Source organism: Streptomyces sp. NPDC001941 (genome assembly GCF_040296945.1).
In the GTDB taxonomy this organism is placed as follows: Bacteria; Actinomycetota; Actinomycetes; order Streptomycetales; family Streptomycetaceae; genus Streptomyces.
Genome location: NZ_JBEOYE010000060.1, coordinates 39,064 through 58,068, shown reverse-complemented (window position 1 = coordinate 58,068; position 19,005 = coordinate 39,064). Strand labels below are relative to the sequence as shown.

Sequence of the window (19,005 nt, the reverse complement as noted above, 5' to 3'; positions counted from 1 at the left end):
GTGCGCCCGGGGGGCCCGCCGCGGCGGCGGGGTCGGCGAGGGCCTCGCGCGCGCGGGCGATCCGGGAGGCCTCCATGGTCGTGTCGTGGCGCGCCTCGGAGCGGCTCCAGGCGCGCTCGGCCAGCTCCCACATGGTGGTCAGGTGGCCGACGTGGGTGCCGGTGACCTCGGCGAGCGCGACGACCGCGCCCCGGGGCGCCAGGAGGCGGCCGTTGAGGTAGCGCTCCCAGGACGTCCTGCTGTAGCCGGTGCGGTCGGCGACGGCGGCCAGGCTGAGCCCGCTGCGGTCCACGAGCCGGCGCAGCTGCCCGGCGAACTCCCGCACCTGCGGGTCGAGTTCGTCCGGCAGCGCCTTCCAGCGAGGCATGGTGTCCCCCCTCGTTCGCGCACCCCCGTCGGGAGGGGTGCGCCCCGCCAGGATGGCAGTTCCCGGGGCGGGGGCGCACGGGTGCGTCGAGGGCCGCGGGGCCCCTCGCCGTGCGCCCCCGGAGCCGGGGCGCCCGCCGTTCCACAGCCGTTGCCCGACCCGGACACGGCACCGGAACGGTCACCTCCGTGCTACGGGGACGGGCCGCGCCTTGAACGGCGTTGGCGAGTGCATGACGCTCTTACCTGCACGGACCGATGGGGCCCGTCCTCCTCGGGGGAGGGGATGGTCCCCACCGGTCCGTGCCCGCGCGCCGGTCCCGCGGCGGTACGCCTCCGGGGGCCGCGGCCCCGTACGCCTCGCGCGCCCCACGCCCCACTCGGGGGCACTCAGGGGGGCGCGCACCCGCCCCGCGCGCCCCTTCAGGCACCAGGGCGCCCCTCGCACCGGGGGTCCCGCGCACACGCGTGCGGACGCGCGAGGGGCCCGCACACCGTGCGGGCCCCGTCGTACGTGTCCGTACCCCTCAGCGCACCGTGAAGCGGACCAGGTCCTCCAGGAACGGGATGTGCAGCCACGGCTTGGGCTGCACCGTCAGCGCCAGCAGCACGATCAGCAGGCCGAGCAGCCCGTACGTCACCATGTCGGTGAAGCGCGAGCGCACCGCGAGCATGCCCACCGACGGCAGCGTGCGACGCATCACCGCGCCCGTGAGCAGCGCGACGCCGATCAGGATGGTGCCGATCCGGAAGGCCTCGGTGAACGGGTCGAGGCCCACCACCAGCAGCCCCAGCGCCGCCAGGCCCAGCACCGTGAGCAGCGGCCACTGGCGCGCGGGCGCGGGCGCGTCACCCGGCGCGGCCCGGCCGCCGCCCTCGGGGCGCGCGGTGTCCCGGGTGACCGTCGGCGGCCGGCGCGAGCGGCCGGACCTGGCGGGCGCCTGCCCGTCGTGGTCGTCCTGCTCCTGCCGCCCCCCGGCGTCCTCCCCCGCGCGGGCCTCCATCAGCGCCCGGCGGCCGCGCGCTCGGCGGCCTCCACGACGTTGACCAGGAGCTGGGCGCGGGTCATCGGGCCGACGCCGCCCGGGTTGGGGGCGACCCAGCCCGCGACCTCGGCGACACCGGGGTGCACGTCGCCGAGGATCTTGCCGCTCTCGTCCCGGCTGACGCCCACGTCGAGGATGGCCGCGCCCGGCTTCACGTCCTCGGGCTTGATCAGGTGCGGCACGCCCGCGGCGGCCACGATGATGTCGGCGCGCTTGAGGTGCGCGGACAGGTCACGGGTACCGGTGTGGCACTGCGTCACCGTCGCGTTCTCCGACTTGCGGGTCAGCAGCAGCGGCATCGGGCGGCCGATGGTGATGCCGCGGCCGACCACGACGACGTGGGCGCCGGCGATCTCCACGCCGTGCCGGCGCAGCAGCGCCACGATGCCGGCCGGGGTGCAGGGCAGCGGTCCGGTCTGGCCGATGACGAGGCGGCCGAGGTTCATCGGGTGCAGTCCGTCGGCGTCCTTGTCCGGGTCCATCAGCTCCAGGACCCGGTTGGTGTCGATGCCCTTGGGCAGCGGCAGCTGCACGATGTAACCGGTGCAGGCCGGGTCCTCGTTGAGCTCGCGGACGACCGCCTCGATCTCCTCCTGGGTGGCGGAGGCGGGCAGTTCACGCTGGATGGAGGCGATGCCGACCTGGGCGCAGTCGCGGTGCTTGCCCGCGACGTACTTCTGGCTGCCGACGTCCTCGCCGACCAGCACGGTCCCGAGGCCGGGGGTGATGCCCTTGGCCTTCAGGTCCGCCACGCGGGCGGTCAGATCGGACTTGATCTCGGCTGCGGTGGCCTTGCCATCGAGAATCTGGGCGGTCATGGCCCCATCCTCCCGGATGCGGGTGCCGGGTTCCAATTCGGCCCGGCCCCGGGCCGGAAGGGGCCTTCGGGGAAGATTGCACTTGCACAACGCATCGGGTGACCGACTGGACAAAAAGTCGACCGCCCGACCACGATGAGCCGCGCAGTGCAGCGGGCAGCGGCAGGGGGGCGCGGGGCACACCGCCCAGGGCGGGCACATCGACACGTTCTTTCCTCCGCGGGTCCGTGCCGTCCCCAGTACCTGTACGCAACGGAGGAACCTCGCCATGAGTTTCGGCGATCCCCAGAACCCCTACGGGCAGCAGCCCCAGAATCCGTACGGCCAGCAGCCCCCCTACGGGCAGCCCCAGGACCCGTACGGCCAGCAGGCCCCCTACGGGCAGCAGGCCCCGCAGGGCGTGCCGCAGCAGGGCTACGGCTACCCCCAGCAGCCCGGCTACCCGTCCTACCCGCAGGGCCCCGGCGGCTACCCGCAGGGCCCGACCGGGATGCCCCCGGTGGCGGGCATGGGCCGCCGCCTCTCCGCCCGTCTGATCGACGGCGTCATCTTCTCCGTGGTGTACCTCGTCCTGATCGCCCCGCTGTTCGTGAATGGCATCAACTCGGCCGCGGACTGCGACGTGAACTCGGCGACGTACCAGACCTGCATGAACGACGCGGGCTCCAGCATCGCCTCCAGCGTCCTGCCGGTGGCCCTCGCCTTCGGGCTCGTCACCCTCCTCTACGAGGTCCTCATGGTCGCGTTCGTGGGCGCCACGGTCGGCAAGCTGGCCGTCGGCATCCGCGTGCTGCGCCTGGAGAACGGCCAGAAGCCCGGCTTCGGCAAGAGCCTGCTGCGCTGGCTGATCCCGATCGTGGGCAGCTTCGTCTGCATCGGCCAGATCCTGGTCTACCTGTCGCCGCTGTTCGACAGCTCCGGCCGCAAGCAGGGCTGGCACGACAAGGTGGCGGGCACGGTCGTGATCCACGGCCGCGGCTGACGCACCACGTGACGAAGGGCCCCTCCGGCGCGCTGCCGGAGGGGCCCTTCTTCGTTCAGGACGTCAGGACGTCAGCGCGTCAGCGCGTCAGTGGAAGAAGTGCCGCGTCCCGGTGAAGTACATCGTCACGCCCGCCTTGGCGGCGGCCTCCACGACCAGCTCGTCGCGGACCGAACCGCCCGGCTGCACCACGGCCTTGACGCCCGCGGCCGTGAGGATCTCCAGGCCGTCGGGGAACGGGAAGAAGGCGTCGGAGGCGGCGTACGAGCCGCGCGCCCGCTCCTCGCCCGCGCGCTCCACGGCGAGCTTGGCGGAGTCGACGCGGTTGACCTGGCCCATGCCGACGCCGACCGAGGCGCCGTCCTTGGCGAGCAGGATCGCGTTGGACTTGACCGCGCGGCACGCCTTCCAGGCGAAGGCCAGCTCGGCGAGGTCCGCGGCGGACAGCGCCTCGCCGGTGGCCAGCGTCCAGTTGGCCGGGTCGTCGCCCTCGGCCTGGAAGACGTCGGTGTGCTGGACGACCGCGCCGCCGGAGACGAACTTGACGTCGCCCGGCTGCGCCGGGGTGCCCTCGACCTTCAGCACCCGGATGCCCTTCTTGCGGGCCAGCACCTCGACCGCGCCGTCCTCGTAGGAGGGGGCGGCGATGACCTCGGTGAAGATCTCGGCGACCTGCTCGGCCATCGCCACCGACACCTCGCGGTTGACCGCGATGACGCCGCCGTACGCGGACAGCGGGTCGCAGGCGTGCGCCTTGCGGTGCGCCTCGGCGACGTCGGAACCCACCGCGATGCCGCAGGGGTTGGCGTGCTTGATGATCGCCACGCACGGCTCGTCGTGGTCGAAGGCGGCGCGGCGGGCGGCCTCGGTGTCCACGTAGTTGTTGAAGGACATCTCCTTGCCGTGCAGCTGCTCGGCGTTGGCGAGCCCGCCCGGCTGCCCGTCCAGGTACAGCGCCGCGCCCTGGTGCGGGTTCTCGCCGTAGCGCAGCGTGGACTTGCGCTCCAGGGTCTCGCCGATGAACTCGGGCAGGCCGTCGTAGCCGTCCTCGGGGGCGTAGGCGTTGGTGAACCAGGAGGCCACCGCGGTGTCGTACGCGGCGGTGTGCTGGAACGCCTCACCCGCCAGGCGCTTGCGGGCACCCAGCTCGAAGCCGCCGTCGGCGACCGCGGCGAGCACGTCCGCGTACCGCTCGGGGCTGGTGACGACCGCGACGGACGGGTGGTTCTTGGCGGCGGCGCGGACCATCGAGGGGCCGCCGATGTCGATCTGCTCGACGCACTCGTCCGGGGTCGCCCCCGACCGCACGGTCTGGCGGAACGGGTAGAGGTTCACCACGACCAGGTCGAACGGCTCGACGCCGAGCTCGGCCAGCTGGCGCTGGTGGTCCTCCAGGCGCAGGTCGGCCAGGATGCCGGCGTGCACGCGCGGGTGGAGCGTCTTGACCCGGCCGTCCAGGCACTCGGGGAAGCCGGTGAGCTCCTCGACCTTGGTGACGGGGACACCGGCCGCGGCGATCTTCGCGGCGGTGGAGCCGGTGGAGACGAGGGCGACGCCCGCCTCGTGCAGCCCGCGGGCCAGCTCTTCCAGACCCGTCTTGTCGTAGACGCTGACCAGGGCGCGGCGGATGGGCCTCTTATTCACCGAAATGGACCTTTCGTCCCTCAATGCGGTAGCCGTGACGGGACAGGCGCCCCACGACGTCGACGAGCAGCCTTCGCTCGACTTCCTTGATGCGCTCGTGCAGAGCGGCTTCATCGTCCGATTCCCGCACCTCGACCACGCCCTGGGCGATGATCGGGCCGGTGTCGACGCCGTCGTCGACGAAGTGGACGGTGCACCCGGTCACCTTCGCGCCGTACGCGAGCGCGTCGCGCACGCCGTGGGCGCCGGGAAAGCTGGGCAGCAGCGCGGGGTGGGTGTTCACGAACCGGCCCCCGAAGCGGGCCAGGAACTCCTTGCCCACGATCTTCATGAACCCGGCGGACACCACCAGGTCCGGCGCGTACGCGGCGGTGGCCTCGGCCAGCGCCAGGTCCCACTCCTCGCGCGACGCGTGGTCCTTCACGGAGCACACGAAGGTGGGCAGCCCGGCGCGCTCGGCGCGCTCCAGGCCGGCGATGCCGGCGCGGTCGGCGCCGACGGCGACGACCCGGGCGCCGCCGAGGGCGGCGGGATCGGCCTCGACGGCGTCGAGCAGGGCCTGCAGGTTGGTACCGGAGCCGGAGACCAGGACGACGAGACGGGCGGCGGCCACAGGGGACTCTTTCCGTGATGCGCTGCGATTTGTACGGTCGTACGAACGGATCGCGTCCCCGGATACGGGGAACCCTACGAAGGCGCCGACCGTCAGCAACGATACCGGCACACCGGACGGCCCCCACGGGACGGGGGCCCGCCCGGGAGGTAGCGTCTGGGGACAGGGCCGCCCCACCGGCCTTCCAGCAGCTCTCCACCAGCCTTTCCGCCGGGCTCCCCCGACCGGCACGGAACGACGACAGAGGACACCTTCAGCAGATGCTCTTGCAGCGGGAACGCCAGTCGACGGACGACAACAATCCGTTCGCGCCTCCCCCCGAGGGCAGGCCGGACCAGCCCTGGCAGCCGCGCCGCCCGGAGAACGAGGGCCCGGAGAGCCAGGGGGAGGGCGAGGGATCGGGGTCGTCCGGCTCCGGTTCCGACGGCCGCGGCCGCGGGCGCCAGGGCTGGGGCGGCCAGTGGAGCAGCCGGCAGCCCGGCCGCTCCTCGGGCGGCTTCGGCGGCGGCCAGTCCGGCGACCGCGAGGGCCGCCAGGGCCAGGGCGGCGGCGGCAACGGCCTCGGCGGCCCCGAGGGCACCGGGCTGCGCTGGGACCCGACCGACCCGGCCCAGCGGCGGGCGCGCTACGCGCTGCTCGCGGGCATGTGGGCGTTCTTCTTCTCCATCTTCAACTTCCCGGAGATCGCGCTGCTGCTCGGCGCCCTCGGCGTCTACTGGGCGATCAGCGCCCTGCGCGCCAAGGCGCAGCCGCCGCAGGGCGAGGCCGCCGGGCGGCCCGCCCCCGCACCGGTCCCCGCGGTCGGCCGCCCGCAGCGCACGGCGGCGGTGAGCGGCCTGGTGACGGCGGGGCTCGCGCTGGTGATCGTGGCGGCGACCTTCACGATCGAGATGGCCTACAAGGACTTCTACACCTGCCGGGACGACGCCCTGACCCAGTCCGGGGCGCTGGCCTGCAACGACAAGCTGCCGAAGCCGCTGCGGCCGTACTTCGGCGTCCAGGAGTAGCCCCGCGCGGGGTCGCGTCCTTCTTGCGTTCCGTCCCGTTCCGTCCGCCCCTCGTCCCCGTCAGGGGGCGGGGGGCGGCGGCGTTCCGGGGGCGCCGCCGGACTCCTCGGCCGACCCGGCGGGACCAGCGGGCCCGGCGGGCGGCACCTCGGGGGTACGGGGCGGGAGCGGGGACGGGTCGGGGTTGCGGGGCGGGAGCGGGGACGGGGACGGGGACGGGTCGGCGAGCGGGGTCATCAGGCCGCCCGACGCCTCCTTCAGGGCCGCCCAGCGGGCCTCGCGTCCCTCCTCGCTGTCCCAGGGCGCCGGGGCGGGCGGGGGTGGCGGCGGCAGGAAGTCGTACGGCTCGAAGGCGGACTCGAAGGCGGCGGAGTCGTAGGGGGCGGTGCCGAAGAGCGCCTCGGCGGGCTCGCCCGGGAGCGGGGCGGCCGGGAGCGGGGCGGCCGACGCGGCCGGGGGGCCCTCGCCGTCCGGGGCGGCGGCCCCGTCCCCCGTCGTGGGCTGCGCCTGCGGGGCGGACGGGGCGGACGGGCCCGGCGCGTCCGGCAGCGGGTCCGCCGGGCGGCGCCGCAGCGAGGGCAGGCGCGGGGTCGGCAGGCGCAGGCCGCCGCACAGCTCGCGCAGGGTGCGGCGGGGGCGCCGCTCGCGCAGCCGCCAGGCCCGCAGGCCCAGGGCGCCGGGCACCCCGACGGCCGCCGTCCACAGCAGCGCGGCCAGGCCGGTGCGCCACCACACGGGGCCGAACGAGGCGAGGGCCCCGGTGCCCAGCGGACCGGCCGACGCGGCGGTGAGCAGGGCGGTGGCGAGCGCGCACAGTCCGGCGGCGCCCAGGGCGGTGCGCACGGTGGAGCGGACGCTCCAGGCGGTCGCCCGGTCCCCGTAGGCCGGTGCGGCGGCCCGGACCGTGCACCAGGCGACGGCGAGGCCCGCGAGCAGCGGCACCCCGGCCGCGGCCCAGTTCGCCCAGCCGCCGCGCCCGGCCTCGGGGACCGCGGCGAGCAGCGGGAACGCGGGCAGCGCGGGCACGGCGGCGACCCCGAGCGGGGTGGCCGTGACCGCCGTGCCGAGGGCGAAGCCGGGGCCGAGCCCGTAGGCCGCGCCCCAGACGGCGGCGTTGGGCACCAGTGCCAGGCAGAGCAGCAGCACCGCGACCCGGCCCGACCAGACGCCCGCGAGCTGCAGGAACGACTCCTGGGCGGCGCCCGCGTGCCACATCAGGGAGGCCCCGACGAGCAGCGCGCCGCCGCCGAGCAGCGTGACGACGGCGACGCCCCCGGCCCGCAGCGAGGCGACCGTGGTCGAGCGGACCAGCTCGACGCGCACCCGGTCGGGCAGCCACCCGGGCAGCGGGCCCGTGGGGCGGCCGGAGGCGTTCCACACCCCGGCGGCCGCCCCGAGCGCGGCCACCAGGGGCAGGTGCAGGGCGGCGGAGACCGGGGCGGGGGCGAGCGGGCCGCCCCCGGCGTAGGCCACCGCGGCCACCGCGACCAGCAGGTAGCCGCCGGTGACCGTGGCCAGGGCGCCGCGCGCGGAGGGCCGGGGGCGCCCCTCGTCGGGCTCCAGGGCGTCGCGCGCGGCCCGGTGCGCCAGCCAGAGCGGCAGCGTGACGAGGAGCAGCGGTACGACGGCGACGGGCGCGGGCGTGCCGGAGAAGGTGTCGTCGCGCACCAGGGCGACGCCGTGGGCCAGCAGCCACAGGCCCGCCGCGACGTGCAGGGCCCCGCCGGGTCCGCTGTCCGGGTACGGCGAGCTGATCCACATCACCATCACGAGCACGGCGAGCGCGCCGAGGCCGAGCCCGGCGGCGATCGCCCCGCGCACGAAGGAGGCCGCCAGGGCGGCGCCCCGGCCGCCCTGGACCAGGGGGGTCGACGACGCCGAGGGCAACGACGGGGTCTGCTCGGTCACTTGGGTCACGCCGCCATGCTGCCTTCGACACGCGCTTTATTCGCGTAACAGGCGAATGGCCGCTGTGTCGCTCAATATACGTTTATGTACTTTTTCGCCCGGTTCGCCGATCGCCGCGTCGCGGGGAGTCCTGCGGGGAGTAGTCCATGACCGAGACCAGGCACGAGAACGCGCTGCCCTCCCCCAAGGAGCGGCGCCGACTGCGCGAGGCCGGCGGGCTGAGCGAACAGCAGGTGGCGGAGGCCGTGGGCGTCACGCGCGCCACCGTACGGTCCTGGGAGACCGGCCGCACCAGCCCCCGGGGCCGCAAGCGCGACGCGTACGCGAAGCTGCTCACCGAGCTGGGCGCGGGCCCGGACCGGGCCCGGAGCCGTACGGAAGACCATGCCGGACGCGCGCGTCCCGCGGACGCGGAGCGTACGCGGACTCGTACCGCAGCGGCCTCGGGGACCGACGGGGCCGACCTGACCTCCGGGACCTCCGAGTCCCCCGGGGCCGACGCGACCTCCGGGGCTTCCGGGGCCGACGTGGGCGATGCGTCCGCCCGGGACGGGGCCGAGCGCGCTGGTGGCGAGCGGTCCGGTGCCGGCCACGGCGGGCGCGGCCACGGCAAGGCCGACCGGCCCGGCAGCAGGCCCCGGCCCGCCGCCAAGAAGGCCGCGAAGCCGCCGAACGGCCCCGCCCCCGTCGGCCTGCCCGTCCCCGCCGCCCACCTGATCGCCTTCACCGGGCCCGCCCAGCGCGCCCTGCCCGCCAGGACCGCGGCGCCCGCACTGGCCTCCGCGCCCCGCAAGGCGGCCATCTCCGCCGCCCCGGCCCCGCGCAGGCAGACCGCCGGGGCCACCGCGACGGCCGTGCGGGAGCGCGGGGACGCCGAGAACGCGGGCGCCCGGGCCGCGGGCACCGCCGACGAGGCGTTCGACGCCCTCTACTCCCGGGCCGCCCCCGCCCTCGTACGGCAGACCTACCTGCTGACCGGGCGGCGGCGGCTCTCCGAGGAGTCCGTCGAGCACGCCTTCCTGCTCGCCTGGCAGCGCTGGCCCGAGGTCGCCGTGGACCGGGACCCGGCGGGCTGGGTGCGGGCGGCGGCGTACGAGTACGCCCTCTCCCCCTGGCACCGGCTGCGCCGCGCCCACCGGCACCCCGACGGCGGCGACGGCGACGCCCGCTCGCTGCGCCGCGCCCTGCTCGACCTGCCGCCCGCCTACCGGCGCTCGCTGCTGCTCTACGACGGGCTCGGCATGGACCTGCCGGAGACCGCCGCCGAGACCGAGGCCAGCACCCCCGCCGCCGCCAACCGCATCCTGCACGCCCGCGCCGCCCTGGCCGAGCGGGTGCCCGGCCTCGGCGGGGACGAAGAGCTGTCCGAACGGCTCGGCTCGATGGTCGGCGACGTCACCCCGGTGAAGCTGCCCAGCGCCGCATCCGTGCGCGGCAGCGGCGAGCGCCGCGCCAAGGTCTGGACCCGGGCGGCGATCGCCTTCACCGCGCTCATCCTGGGGGCCACCGCCTTCACCCTGGCGACCGCGCCCACCCGCTACGAGGCCCCGCAGTCACCCCCGGAGACGGTGGGCGGCGTCCCGCCGCGGATGGGGCCCCAGCCGCTCACCCCGGACGACGTGCGGCTGCGCGAGCTGCTGCGCTCCGAGACGGCGAACGGGCCCGAACGGCTGGTCCCCGACGGCCGCTGAACCCGGCGGCGCGTACGCGGAAGGGCCCGCACCCCCAGGGGGTGCGGGCCCTTCGCCGTGCGTACGGACGCTCAGCCGTTGAGGATCTCGCGGGCGAGCTTGGCCGTCTCGGTCGGGGTCTTGCCGACCTTGACGCCCGCGGCCTCCAGGGCCTCCTTCTTGGCCTGCGCCGTGCCGGAGGAGCCGGAGACGATGGCGCCGGCGTGGCCCATCGTCTTGCCCTCGGGCGCGGTGAAGCCCGCGACGTAGCCGACGACCGGCTTGGTCACGTGGGCCTTGATGAAGTCGGCCGCGCGCTCCTCGGCGTCGCCGCCGATCTCACCGATCATCACGATCAGCTCGGTCTCCGGGTCGGCCTCGAAGGCCTCCAGGGCGTCGATGTGCGTGGTGCCGATGACCGGGTCGCCACCGATGCCGACGGCCGAGGTGAAGCCGATGTCGCGCAGCTCGTACATCATCTGGTAGGTCAGCGTGCCGGACTTCGACACCAGACCGATCTTGCCGGGCTTGGTGATGTCGCCCGGGATGATGCCGGCGTTGGACTGGCCCGGCGTGATCAGGCCGGGGCAGTTCGGGCCGATGATGCGGGTCTTGTTGCCCTTGGACTTCGCGTACGCCCAGAAGGCGGCGGAGTCGTGGACGGCGATGCCCTCGGTGATGACCACGGCGAGCGGGATCTCGGCGTCGATGGCCTCGACCACGGCGGCCTTGGCGAAGGCCGGCGGCACGAAGAGGACGGAGACGTTGGCGCCCGTCTTCTCGATCGCCTCGGCGACCGAGCCGAAGACCGGGATGTCGTTGCCGTCGATGTCGACGGACGTGCCGGCCTTGCGGGGGTTGACGCCACCGACGACGTTGGTGCCGTCGGCGAGCATGAGCTTGGTGTGCTTCATGCCCGTGGCGCCGGTCATGCCCTGGACGATGACCTTGCTGTCCTTGTTGAGGAAGATAGCCATGGGGGTCTGGTTCCCTCGATCCCTACTTCGCCGCGGCGAGCTCGGCGGCCTTGTCGGCCGCACCGTCCATGGTGTCCACGCGCTGGACCAGCGGGTGGTTGGCGTCGCTCAGGATCTTGCGACCCAGCTCCGCGTTGTTGCCGTCGAGACGGACGACGAGCGGCTTCTCGACCTTCTCGCCCTTCTTCTCGAGCAGCTCCAGGGCCTGGACGATGCCCTTGGCGACCTCGTCGCAGGCGGTGATGCCGCCGAAGACGTTGACGAACACGGACTTGACGTCCGCGTCGCCCAGGATGATCTCCAGGCCGTTCGCCATGACCTCGGCGGAGGCGCCGCCGCCGATGTCGAGGAAGTTGGCCGGCTTCACGCCGCCGTGGTTCTCACCGGCGTACGCGACGACGTCCAGCGTCGACATGACCAGGCCCGCGCCGTTGCCGATGATGCCGACCTGGCCGTCGAGCTTGACGTAGTTGAGGCCCTTGGCCTTGGCCGCCGCCTCGAGGGGGTTGGCTGCGGCCTTGTCCTCGAGCGCCTCGTGCTCCGGCTGGCGGAAGTCGGCGTTGGCGTCCAGGGACACCTTGCCGTCGAGGGCGATGACGTCGCCGGAGGCGACCTTGGCGAGCGGGTTGACCTCGACGAGGAGCGCGTCCTCGGCGACGAAGGTCTTCCACAGCGTCACCATGACCTCGGCGACCTGCTCGGCCACCTCGGCCGGGAACTTCGCCTGGGCCACGATCGCGCGGGCCTTCTCGATCGTCACGCCCTCGTTGGCGTCGACCGGGACCTTCGCGAGCTTCTCGGGGGTCGTCGCGGCGACCTCCTCGATGTCCATGCCGCCCGCCACCGAGGCCATGGCCAGGAAGGTGCGGTTGGTGCGGTCGAGGAGGTACGAGACGTAGTACTCCTCGAGGATCTCGGGAGCGGTCTCGGCGATCATCACCTTGTGGACCGTGTGGCCCTTGATGTCCATGCCGAGGATGTCCGTCGCGCGGGCGACGGCCTCGTCGGGGGTGGCGGCCAGCTTGACGCCACCGGCCTTGCCACGGCCGCCGACCTTGACCTGGGCCTTGACGACGGACTTGCCGCCGAGGCGCTCGGTAGCGGCGCGCGCCGCCTCAGGCGTGTCGATGACTTCACCGGCCAGCACCGGTACACCGTGCTTGGCGAAGAGGTCCCTCGCCTGGTACTCGAACAGGTCCACGCGCGTCCGTCCCTTTTCTGGTGATCGCGGTTCGTTGTCTGCGTGGGCGTGCCGCGAAGGGCAACGTGACTGCGCTGTCACAAGGGAGGCGTACACGGTGACCGTGGACGCGGCATGTCCGCCTCGCAGGTTATCCCCGTGGGACGTAGGTCCCTAAATCGCAGATCACACCTGAGCGGTGATACCGGTCACAGATCGCGACCACGCGGTGCCGCGGACCGCGTGCCGGTGTCGGGGGCGGGAGTCCTCGGAGGGCGTGCTGGCGACGCGCCCCGGGCTGGGAGCGGGCGCCCCTCGGGCTGGGGGCGGGTCTCCCTCGGGCCAGGGGCGGGTCTCCCTCAGGCCAGGGGCGGGTCTGCCTCGGAGGTCTCCCGGCGGCACGCTCCGGGACCGGGAGCGGACGGCCCCTGTCACGGCCCCGGCACCGGGAGCGGGCGGCCCTCCAGGGCTGCGGCCATCACCTCGGGGAACAGCTCCGGGGTGCAGGCGAAGGCCCGGACGCCCAGGGCAGCGAGCGCCGCCGCGTGCTCCCGGTCGTAGGACGGGGCGCCCTCGTCGGACAGCGCGAGCAGCACCACGAACTCCACCCCCGCCGCCTTCATCGCCGCGACCCGCTTCAGCAGCTCGTCGCGTATCCCTCCCTCGTACAGGTCACTGATCAGCACCACCACCGTGTCCGCCGGACGGCCGATCCGCTCCTGGCAGTACGCCAGCGCCCGGTTGATGTCCGTCCCGCCGCCCAGCCGGGTCCCGAACAGCACGTCCACCGGGTCGTCCAGCTGGTCGGTCAGGTCCACGACCGCCGTGTCGAAGACCACCAGCCGGGTGTCCAGGGACCGCATCGAGGCGAGGACGGCGCCGAACACCGACGCGTACACCACCGACGCCGCCATCGAACCCGACTGGTCCACGCACAGCACCACCTCCTTGCGCAGCCCCTGCGCGGCCCGCGCGAACCCGACCAGGCGCTGCGGCACCACCGTGCGGTGCTCCGGCAGGTAGTGGCGCAGGTTCGCCCGGACGGTGCGGTCCCAGTCGATGTCCCGGTGGCGCGGGCGCCGGGTGCGGGCGCCGCGGTCCAGGGCGCCGCCGAGCGTGGCGCGGGTGCGGGCGGCCAGCCGCTCCTCCAGACCGCGCACCACCGTGCGCACCACCGCGCGGGCCGTCTCCCGGGTCTCCTCGGGCATCGCCTGGCCGAGCGAGAGCAGCGTGCCGACCAGGTGCACGTCGGGCTCCACCGCCTCCAGCATCTCCGGCTCCAGCAGCAGCGCGGCCAGGCCGAGCCGGTCGATGGCGTCGCGCTGCATGACCTGGACGACGGGGGCCGGGAAGTAGCGCCGGATGTCGCCGAGCCAGCGCGCCACCGACGGCGCGGAGGCCCCGAGGCCTGCGGTGCGCTCCCCTCCCCCGGCGCCCGGCGCGGCCCCGCCGCCGTCCCCGTGCGCCTTCCCGTACAGCGCGCCCAGCGCCGCGTCCATCGCCGCGTCGGTGCCGCCCAGGGCGCGGCCGGTGCCGTCGGCGTCACCCCCGCCGAGCACCAGGCGCCAGCGGCGCAGCCGCTCGTCCCCGGACAGCCCGCCCTCTCGCTGACGTTCCGTCACACCGCGGTGCATCACGCCCCCACCTCCTCGGGCTCGTCCTCGTGTCCCAGGCCCGCCCGGTCACCCGGGCCGGCCGGATCGCCCCGGTCGCCCGGGCCGGCCGGATCGCCCCGGTCGCCCGGGCCGGGCGGATCGCCCCGGTCGCCCGGGCCGGGCGGACCAGCCATGTCGCCCAGGAGCAGCCGCAGCACCGGGAGCACCGCGTCCGCGCGCTCCCGGTCCAGCCCCGGGCCGAAGCCGGGCGCGCCCGGCTCCCGCCCGGCCGGACGGCCGCCCGCCCCTGCCGGACCGCGCCGCACCAGCTCGCCCAGGGTGCGGCGCACCCCTGGTTCGTACGCGGAGAAGGTGCGGCGCAGCAGCGGCAGCACCCCCGCGAATGCGTCCGCCGGAACCCCCGCGAGCCAGCCGTCCAGCAGCCCAAGCAGCCGCTCGTCGTGGACCAGGAGCATCCCTCCGCCGGAGGCGCCGCCCACGAACCCGTCGATCCATTCGGCCGCCTCGGCGGGCGGGACGGCCGGCGACAGGGCCAGGCCCATCAGCCGGGCGGCCTCGTCCTCGCCGAGCCTGCCGTCGTCCAGGAGCAGGCGCGCGGCCCGGCCCCGGATCCCCGCCGCCACCGCGTCCCGGACGGCGAGCGCGCGCAGCACCCCGCCCCAGCGCCCGGCCGGCACCGCACCGCCGGGCAGCAGTCCGATCGCGGTGTGCACGCCGTCCAGGTGGGTCCGCATCTCGGCGGCCCCGTCGGCGTCCAGCCGGACGCAGGCGGGCGGCAGGCCCACGCAGATCCGCTCGGCGAGCCCGGCCGCGACCCCGCCGAGCGCGGCGGTGTCGGTGCCGCGCACGTCCCCGTACCGCAGGGAACGGGCCAGCGCGGGCAGCGCCTGCGCCAGGTGGCCGACGTCGGCGTCGAGCGCGGCCCGGTCGGCGAGGGCCCGCATCACCACCGGCAGGGCCTCGGTGAGCCCGGCGAGCAGGCAGTCCTCGGCGAGCCCGGTGACCTCGGCCAGGGTGTCCGCCGCCACCGCCCGCGCCTCGGCCCTCGCGGTGGCGGCGGAGAGCACGGTGGTGCCCCACACGCCCGCCTCGGCGACCCGCACGTGCAGTTCGGGCCGCCAGCGCAGCCGCCAGGTCTCCCGGAAGGTGCCGGTCGAGCCGCGCCCGGCGGCGGGCGCGCCCCAGCCGACGCCGAGCAGCCGCAGCCGGTGCAACAGGCGGCTGCGCGCGGCGTCGGTCTCCTTGCGCAGGTCCAGGGCGAGCTCCCGCTCGGCCGCCTCGGGCTTGAGCCGCAGCGAGCGCTGGAGCCGGGCGAGGTCGCGCTGGAGCGGTACGGCGGGGGCGGCGTCCGGCACCCGGCCCAGCACGTCCCCCACCACGAGCCGGTCACGCACCAGGTCGAGCGGCACGTCGGAGCCGTCGCAGAACACGGCCCGCACCGCGTCGGTGGTCTCGCCGAGCCCGGCGAGCGGCCGGCCGCGCAGCGCCGCCAGGGTCTCCGCGAGCCGCACCGCCTCGATGACGTGGGCGGGCGACACGAGCCGCCCCTCCTCCCTGAGCAGTCCCGCCACCCGGGTCATCCAGCGCTCCACGGGACGGTCGGGCGCGGTGAACAGGTGCCCGTACCAGCCCGGCGAGTCGACGCCCGCCCCGTATCCGCTGCGGCGGGCGAGCCTGCGGTGCGTCCAGGGCACCCAGGTGGCCTCGGTCCGCGCCTTGGGCAGCCCCTTGAGCAGCGCGCGGTCCGCGGCGAGCGTGACGCGGGCGGCCAGCGCGGGGACGTGCCAGGCGCCGCACACCACGGCGACCCGTCCGTCGAACTCCTTCACGGCCGCCCGCAGTTGAAGACGCATGTACGCCTCGCGGACCGGGTCCCCGCGGTTCCCCCCGTCCCCGTACTCCTCGCGCAGCACCGCCATGGCACCGCCGAGCGCGGCGAACGCGGCACGCGGGTCACCGCCGTCGCCGCGGTGCTCCACCACGTCCTCCCACCAGCGCTCCGGGTCGTCGTACCCCGCGGTCCCGGCCAGCACCGCGATCGGGTCGACCCGCATCTCCGGCTCATCCTCGTCGCCCTCCCCGTCCCCCCAGGTCGGGTCGGCGGCCATGGCCAGCGAATGCGCGGCCGGCAGGTCGACGAAGCGCACCGGAACACCCCGGTCCAGCGCCCAGCGCAGCGCCACCCACTCCGGCGAGAACTCCGCCATCGGCCAGAACGCGGCCCGCCCCGGGTCGTCCACCGCGTGCGCCAGCAGCGCCACCGGGGGCCGCATGTCCGGGTCCCCGGCCAAGGCGACCAGCGCGTCACCCTCGGGCGGCCCCTCGATCAGCACGACCGCGGGCCCGGCGGCCTCCAGCGCCCCCCGCACGGCCCGCGCCGACCCGGGCCCGTGGTGCCGCACGCCGAGCAACAGGGGCCAGGGGGCGGCGACTTCCGCTAAGGGGGCGCCTGCCGCGTCCGGTGTGCTGGGTGAGCGGGGCTCGGGCGCGGCGGATGCGGCAGGTACAGCGGGGGTGCGGGGTGAGTCGGGTGCGGCGGATACGGCGGGGGTGCGGGGCGAGCGGGGTGAGTCAGGTACGGCAGTGGCTTCTTCCCCCGTGACCACGTCGGCGGCCCCCGCCGTCGCGGCCCTCACGCGTCCACCTCGCGGCAGGCCCGGTAGAAGTCCTTCCAGTCGTCGCGCTCGCGGACTACGGTCTCCAGGTACTCCTGCCAGACGACCCGGTCGGACGCCGGGTCCCGGACCACCGCGCCGAGGATCCCGGCGACGACGTCGCCCGCACGCAGGACCCCGTCGCCGAAGTGCGCCGCGAGGGCGAGGCCCCCGGTGACGACGGAGATCGCCTCGGCCGTGGACAGCGTCCCCGAGGGGGACTTGAGCCGGGTGCGCCCGTCGGCGGTCACCCCGCCGCGCAGCTCGCGGAAGACGGTGACGACGCGGCGGATCTCGCCGATCCCGTCGGGGGCGGCGGGCAGTTCGAGCGAGCGCCCGATCTGGTCCACGCGCCGCGCCACGATGTCGACCTCCGCCTCGGCGGTCGCGGGCAGCGGCAGCACGACGGTGTTGAAGCGGCGGCGCAGCGCGCTGGAGAGGTCGTTGATCCCCCGGTCGCGGTCGTTGGCCGTGGCGATCAGGTTGAAGCCCCGTACCGCCTGGACCTCCTGCCCGAGCTCCGGTATCGGCAGGGTCTTCTCGGACAGGACCGTGATCAGCGAGTCCTGTACGTCGGCGGGGATGCGGGTGAGTTCCTCGACGCGGGCGGTCGAGCCCTGGGCCATGGCCCGCATCACGGGGCTGGGCACGAGGGCGTCGCGGCTGGGCCCGTGCGCCAGCAGCTGGGCGTAGTTCCACCCGTATCTGATCGCCTCCTCCGGCGTCCCCGCCGTCCCCTGTACCAGCAGCGTCGAGTCACCGCTCACCGCGGCGGCGAGGTGCTCGGAGACCCAGGTCTTGGCGGTGCCGGGCACGCCGAGCAGGAGCAGCGCCCGGTCGGTGGCGAGCGTGGTGACGGCGACCTCGACGATCCGGCGCGGCCCCACGTACTTCGGCGTGATCACGGTCCCGTCGGGCAGCGTGCCGCCGAGCAGGTAGGTGGCGACGGCCCAGGGCGAGAGGCGCCAGCGGGCCGGTCGTGACCGGTCGTCGGCGGCCGCGAGCGCCGCGAGCTCCTCCGCGAACGCGACCTCGGCGTGCGGGCGCAGAGGCTGGGAGGCGGTGGCGCCGGTGGTCGCTCCGGGCCCCGGGGCCGCTCCGGCTTCCGTGGTCGCTCCGGCGCCGGTGGTCGTTCCGGCGCCGGCTCGTGCCGCTGCCGCGGCGGTCGTCTCGGTGGTCGTCTCGGCGGTTTCTGACACGGTCATGGATCCCCCTCCAGATCGGTCGACCGGATGTGGTTCCACCGTGCACCATGCCACTGACAATCGGCCCCGGGCGAGGGGAAATTGCAGGTCAGAGCCGATTGTCAGTGGTGCGGCGTACGTTCGTTCCATGACTCAGCAGGGGGTGCGCTGGACGTCCGGTCAGGTGCTCGCACCGGCTCCTGACGACGTGTCACGCAAGACGGGAAAAGGGACGGGACCGGGGACGAGGACGGAATTCGGGACGGGGAACGGGGGACGGGCGATGACGGGGCGCGAGCGGTCCGGCGAAGACCAGAAGGACTGGGATTTCACGGGGGAGGCGGCCGGGCGGACCGCCGACCCGGAGGCCGCCCGCCGCCGCGCCGAGCGGCGGGCGGCGCGGATCACGGCGGGGGCCGTGGAGCTGGAGCAGCGCCTCGCCGACCTGCTCCGCGGCGGTCTCGCCGCCGCGGAGCAGGCGGGGCACGGGGCCTGGGAGGAGACGGCGGCCCGGATGGTCGACGCCCAGGCACCCGGACTCGCCGCGCGCACGAGGGAGTTGGGCGCGATACCAGGCTCGGGGCCGGGCTGGCCGGTGCGGCTCCTGGAGGAGTGCGCGCTGCTCCACCTGCTGGTCCGGGCCTGGCTCTCGGTGGACGAGCTGCCGGGGCCGCTGGCCGCGACGGTGCGCACCCGGGTCGGGCTGACCTCGCCCGCCGGGGGCGCGCCGGTCCGGGACCACTGGCTGGTCCTCGCGCAGTACGACGCCGCCGACGGCCGCCTGACCACGCGGCGCGCCTGGCTGCACGGCCGGGAGTCGGGCCGCCCGGCGCTGCTGCTCTCCTACGGAGCGGCGGGCCGGGCCCCCCAACTGGCCCTGCCGGTGGGCCGGGTGGTCGACGCCGAGCTCACCCCGCACCGGGGGGCGGGGCAGCTGCGGGCCGAGCTGAGCGAGGAGTTCGAGGTCCTCGAACCGTCCGGGGCGCCACCCCCGGGCGGCCCGGTCGCCGACGCGCTGGCGGGGTACGGGCGGGCCCTGGCCGAGGACCCCTGGCTCGACGCGTGGCCGGCGACGCTGGCCGACGTGGTCCCCATACCGGGCGCGGAGGGCTGGCAACTGGCCGACGCGAAAGGCGGGTCGGCGCTTCTGGTCTCGCCCTCCGCGCTGGGGCGGCCGTCCCTGTGGCGCCTGGCCGCGCTCTCGGGCGGCGGTCCCGTCACCGTCTTCGGCGAGTGCGGCCACCGGGGGTTCACCCCGCTGGCCGCCTGGGACCCGGACGGCGGCGAGCCGGTCGCGCTGACGTGACCGCGACCCGAGAGCACGGCAACGGCCGGTACGA

Annotated in this window: 15 protein-coding genes; 4 read left to right on the top strand and 11 right to left on the bottom strand. The window is 75.4% G+C overall.

Features of this window, described 5'->3' with window-relative positions; all coding sequences use genetic code 11:
- The 3 genes from ABT160_RS31745 to ABT160_RS31735 all read right to left on the bottom strand — a co-directional run.
- Window positions 1-367: helix-turn-helix domain-containing protein (locus tag ABT160_RS31745; RefSeq protein ID WP_351651380.1), on the bottom strand; the 367-nt coding region annotated here is incomplete at its 3' end.
- A gap of 526 nt (window positions 368-893) precedes the next feature.
- A complete protein-coding gene (locus ABT160_RS31740) occupies window positions 894-1,469 on the bottom strand; it encodes a DUF3017 domain-containing protein (protein ID WP_351651385.1) in 576 nt (191 codons plus the stop codon).
- Window positions 1,370-2,230, bottom strand: a complete 861-nt coding sequence (locus ABT160_RS31735) for a bifunctional methylenetetrahydrofolate dehydrogenase/methenyltetrahydrofolate cyclohydrolase (protein ID WP_351651379.1) — start codon at window positions 2,228-2,230, stop codon at window positions 1,370-1,372. Before ABT160_RS31735 ends, ABT160_RS31740 begins: the two co-directional genes overlap by 100 nt.
- Window positions 2,231-2,498: 268 nt before the next feature.
- Here ABT160_RS31735 and ABT160_RS31730 point away from each other — a divergent pair, with 268 nt between their 5' ends.
- Window positions 2,499-3,212, top strand: coding sequence for an RDD family protein (locus ABT160_RS31730; RefSeq protein ID WP_351651378.1), 714 nt, complete (start codon window positions 2,499-2,501; stop codon window positions 3,210-3,212).
- Between the two features lie 87 nt (window positions 3,213-3,299).
- On the opposite strand, the gene purH is transcribed toward ABT160_RS31730, so the two are convergent.
- Both purH and purN read right to left on the bottom strand, forming a co-directional pair.
- A complete protein-coding gene (gene purH / locus ABT160_RS31725) occupies window positions 3,300-4,856 on the bottom strand; it encodes a bifunctional phosphoribosylaminoimidazolecarboxamide formyltransferase/IMP cyclohydrolase (protein ID WP_502984335.1) in 1,557 nt (518 codons plus the stop codon).
- Window positions 4,849-5,469 (bottom strand): phosphoribosylglycinamide formyltransferase, encoded by a 621-nt coding sequence (gene purN / locus ABT160_RS31720; protein ID WP_351651377.1) that lies wholly within the window; start codon window positions 5,467-5,469, stop codon window positions 4,849-4,851. Before purN ends, purH begins: the two co-directional genes overlap by 8 nt.
- Before the next feature lie 260 nt (window positions 5,470-5,729).
- Between purN and ABT160_RS31715 the strand changes: the two genes are divergently transcribed.
- Window positions 5,730-6,476 (top strand): hypothetical protein, encoded by a 747-nt coding sequence (locus tag ABT160_RS31715; RefSeq protein WP_351651376.1) that lies wholly within the window; start codon window positions 5,730-5,732, stop codon window positions 6,474-6,476.
- Window positions 6,477-6,536: 60 nt separating this feature from the next.
- On the opposite strand, the gene ABT160_RS31710 is transcribed toward ABT160_RS31715, so the two are convergent.
- Entirely contained in the window at window positions 6,537-8,393 is a 1,857-nt protein-coding gene (locus tag ABT160_RS31710) for a cell division protein PerM (protein WP_351651375.1), read from the bottom strand.
- A gap of 137 nt (window positions 8,394-8,530) precedes the next feature.
- On the opposite strand from ABT160_RS31710, the gene ABT160_RS31705 reads away from it, so the two are divergent.
- On the top strand, window positions 8,531-10,075 hold the full coding sequence (locus ABT160_RS31705; RefSeq protein WP_351651374.1) for a sigma factor-like helix-turn-helix DNA-binding protein: 1,545 nt from the start codon (window positions 8,531-8,533) through the stop codon (window positions 10,073-10,075).
- A gap of 71 nt (window positions 10,076-10,146) precedes the next feature.
- Here ABT160_RS31705 and sucD read toward each other — a convergent pair whose 3' ends face one another.
- The 5 genes from sucD to ABT160_RS31680 form a co-directional block, all read right to left on the bottom strand.
- Window positions 10,147-11,031, bottom strand: a complete 885-nt coding sequence (sucD, locus tag ABT160_RS31700; protein ID WP_351651373.1) for a succinate--CoA ligase subunit alpha — start codon at window positions 11,029-11,031, stop codon at window positions 10,147-10,149.
- Between the two features lie 22 nt (window positions 11,032-11,053).
- Window positions 11,054-12,232 carry an ADP-forming succinate--CoA ligase subunit beta gene (sucC, locus tag ABT160_RS31695; protein ID WP_351651372.1) on the bottom strand — a complete coding sequence of 393 codons (1,179 nt, stop codon included), beginning with the start codon at window positions 12,230-12,232 and terminating at the stop codon, window positions 11,054-11,056.
- Window positions 12,233-12,642: 410 nt separating this feature from the next.
- Window positions 12,643-13,845: a VWA domain-containing protein gene (locus ABT160_RS31690; protein WP_351651383.1), complete on the bottom strand. Its 1,203-nt coding sequence runs from the start codon at window positions 13,843-13,845 to the stop codon at window positions 12,643-12,645.
- Window positions 13,845-16,229, bottom strand: a complete 2,385-nt coding sequence (locus tag ABT160_RS31685; protein ID WP_502984334.1) for a DUF5682 family protein — start codon at window positions 16,227-16,229, stop codon at window positions 13,845-13,847. The genes ABT160_RS31690 and ABT160_RS31685 overlap by 1 nt, the downstream gene beginning before the upstream one ends.
- A gap of 230 nt (window positions 16,230-16,459) precedes the next feature.
- Window positions 16,460-17,686: an ATP-binding protein gene (locus ABT160_RS31680; RefSeq protein ID WP_351651371.1), complete on the bottom strand. Its 1,227-nt coding sequence runs from the start codon at window positions 17,684-17,686 to the stop codon at window positions 16,460-16,462.
- A 142-nt stretch (window positions 17,687-17,828) separates the two neighbouring features.
- Between ABT160_RS31680 and ABT160_RS31675 the strand changes: the two genes are divergently transcribed.
- Window positions 17,829-18,971, top strand: coding sequence for an SWIM zinc finger family protein (locus tag ABT160_RS31675; protein WP_502984336.1), 1,143 nt, complete (start codon window positions 17,829-17,831; stop codon window positions 18,969-18,971).
- The last annotated feature ends 34 nt before the right edge of the window (window positions 18,972-19,005 follow it).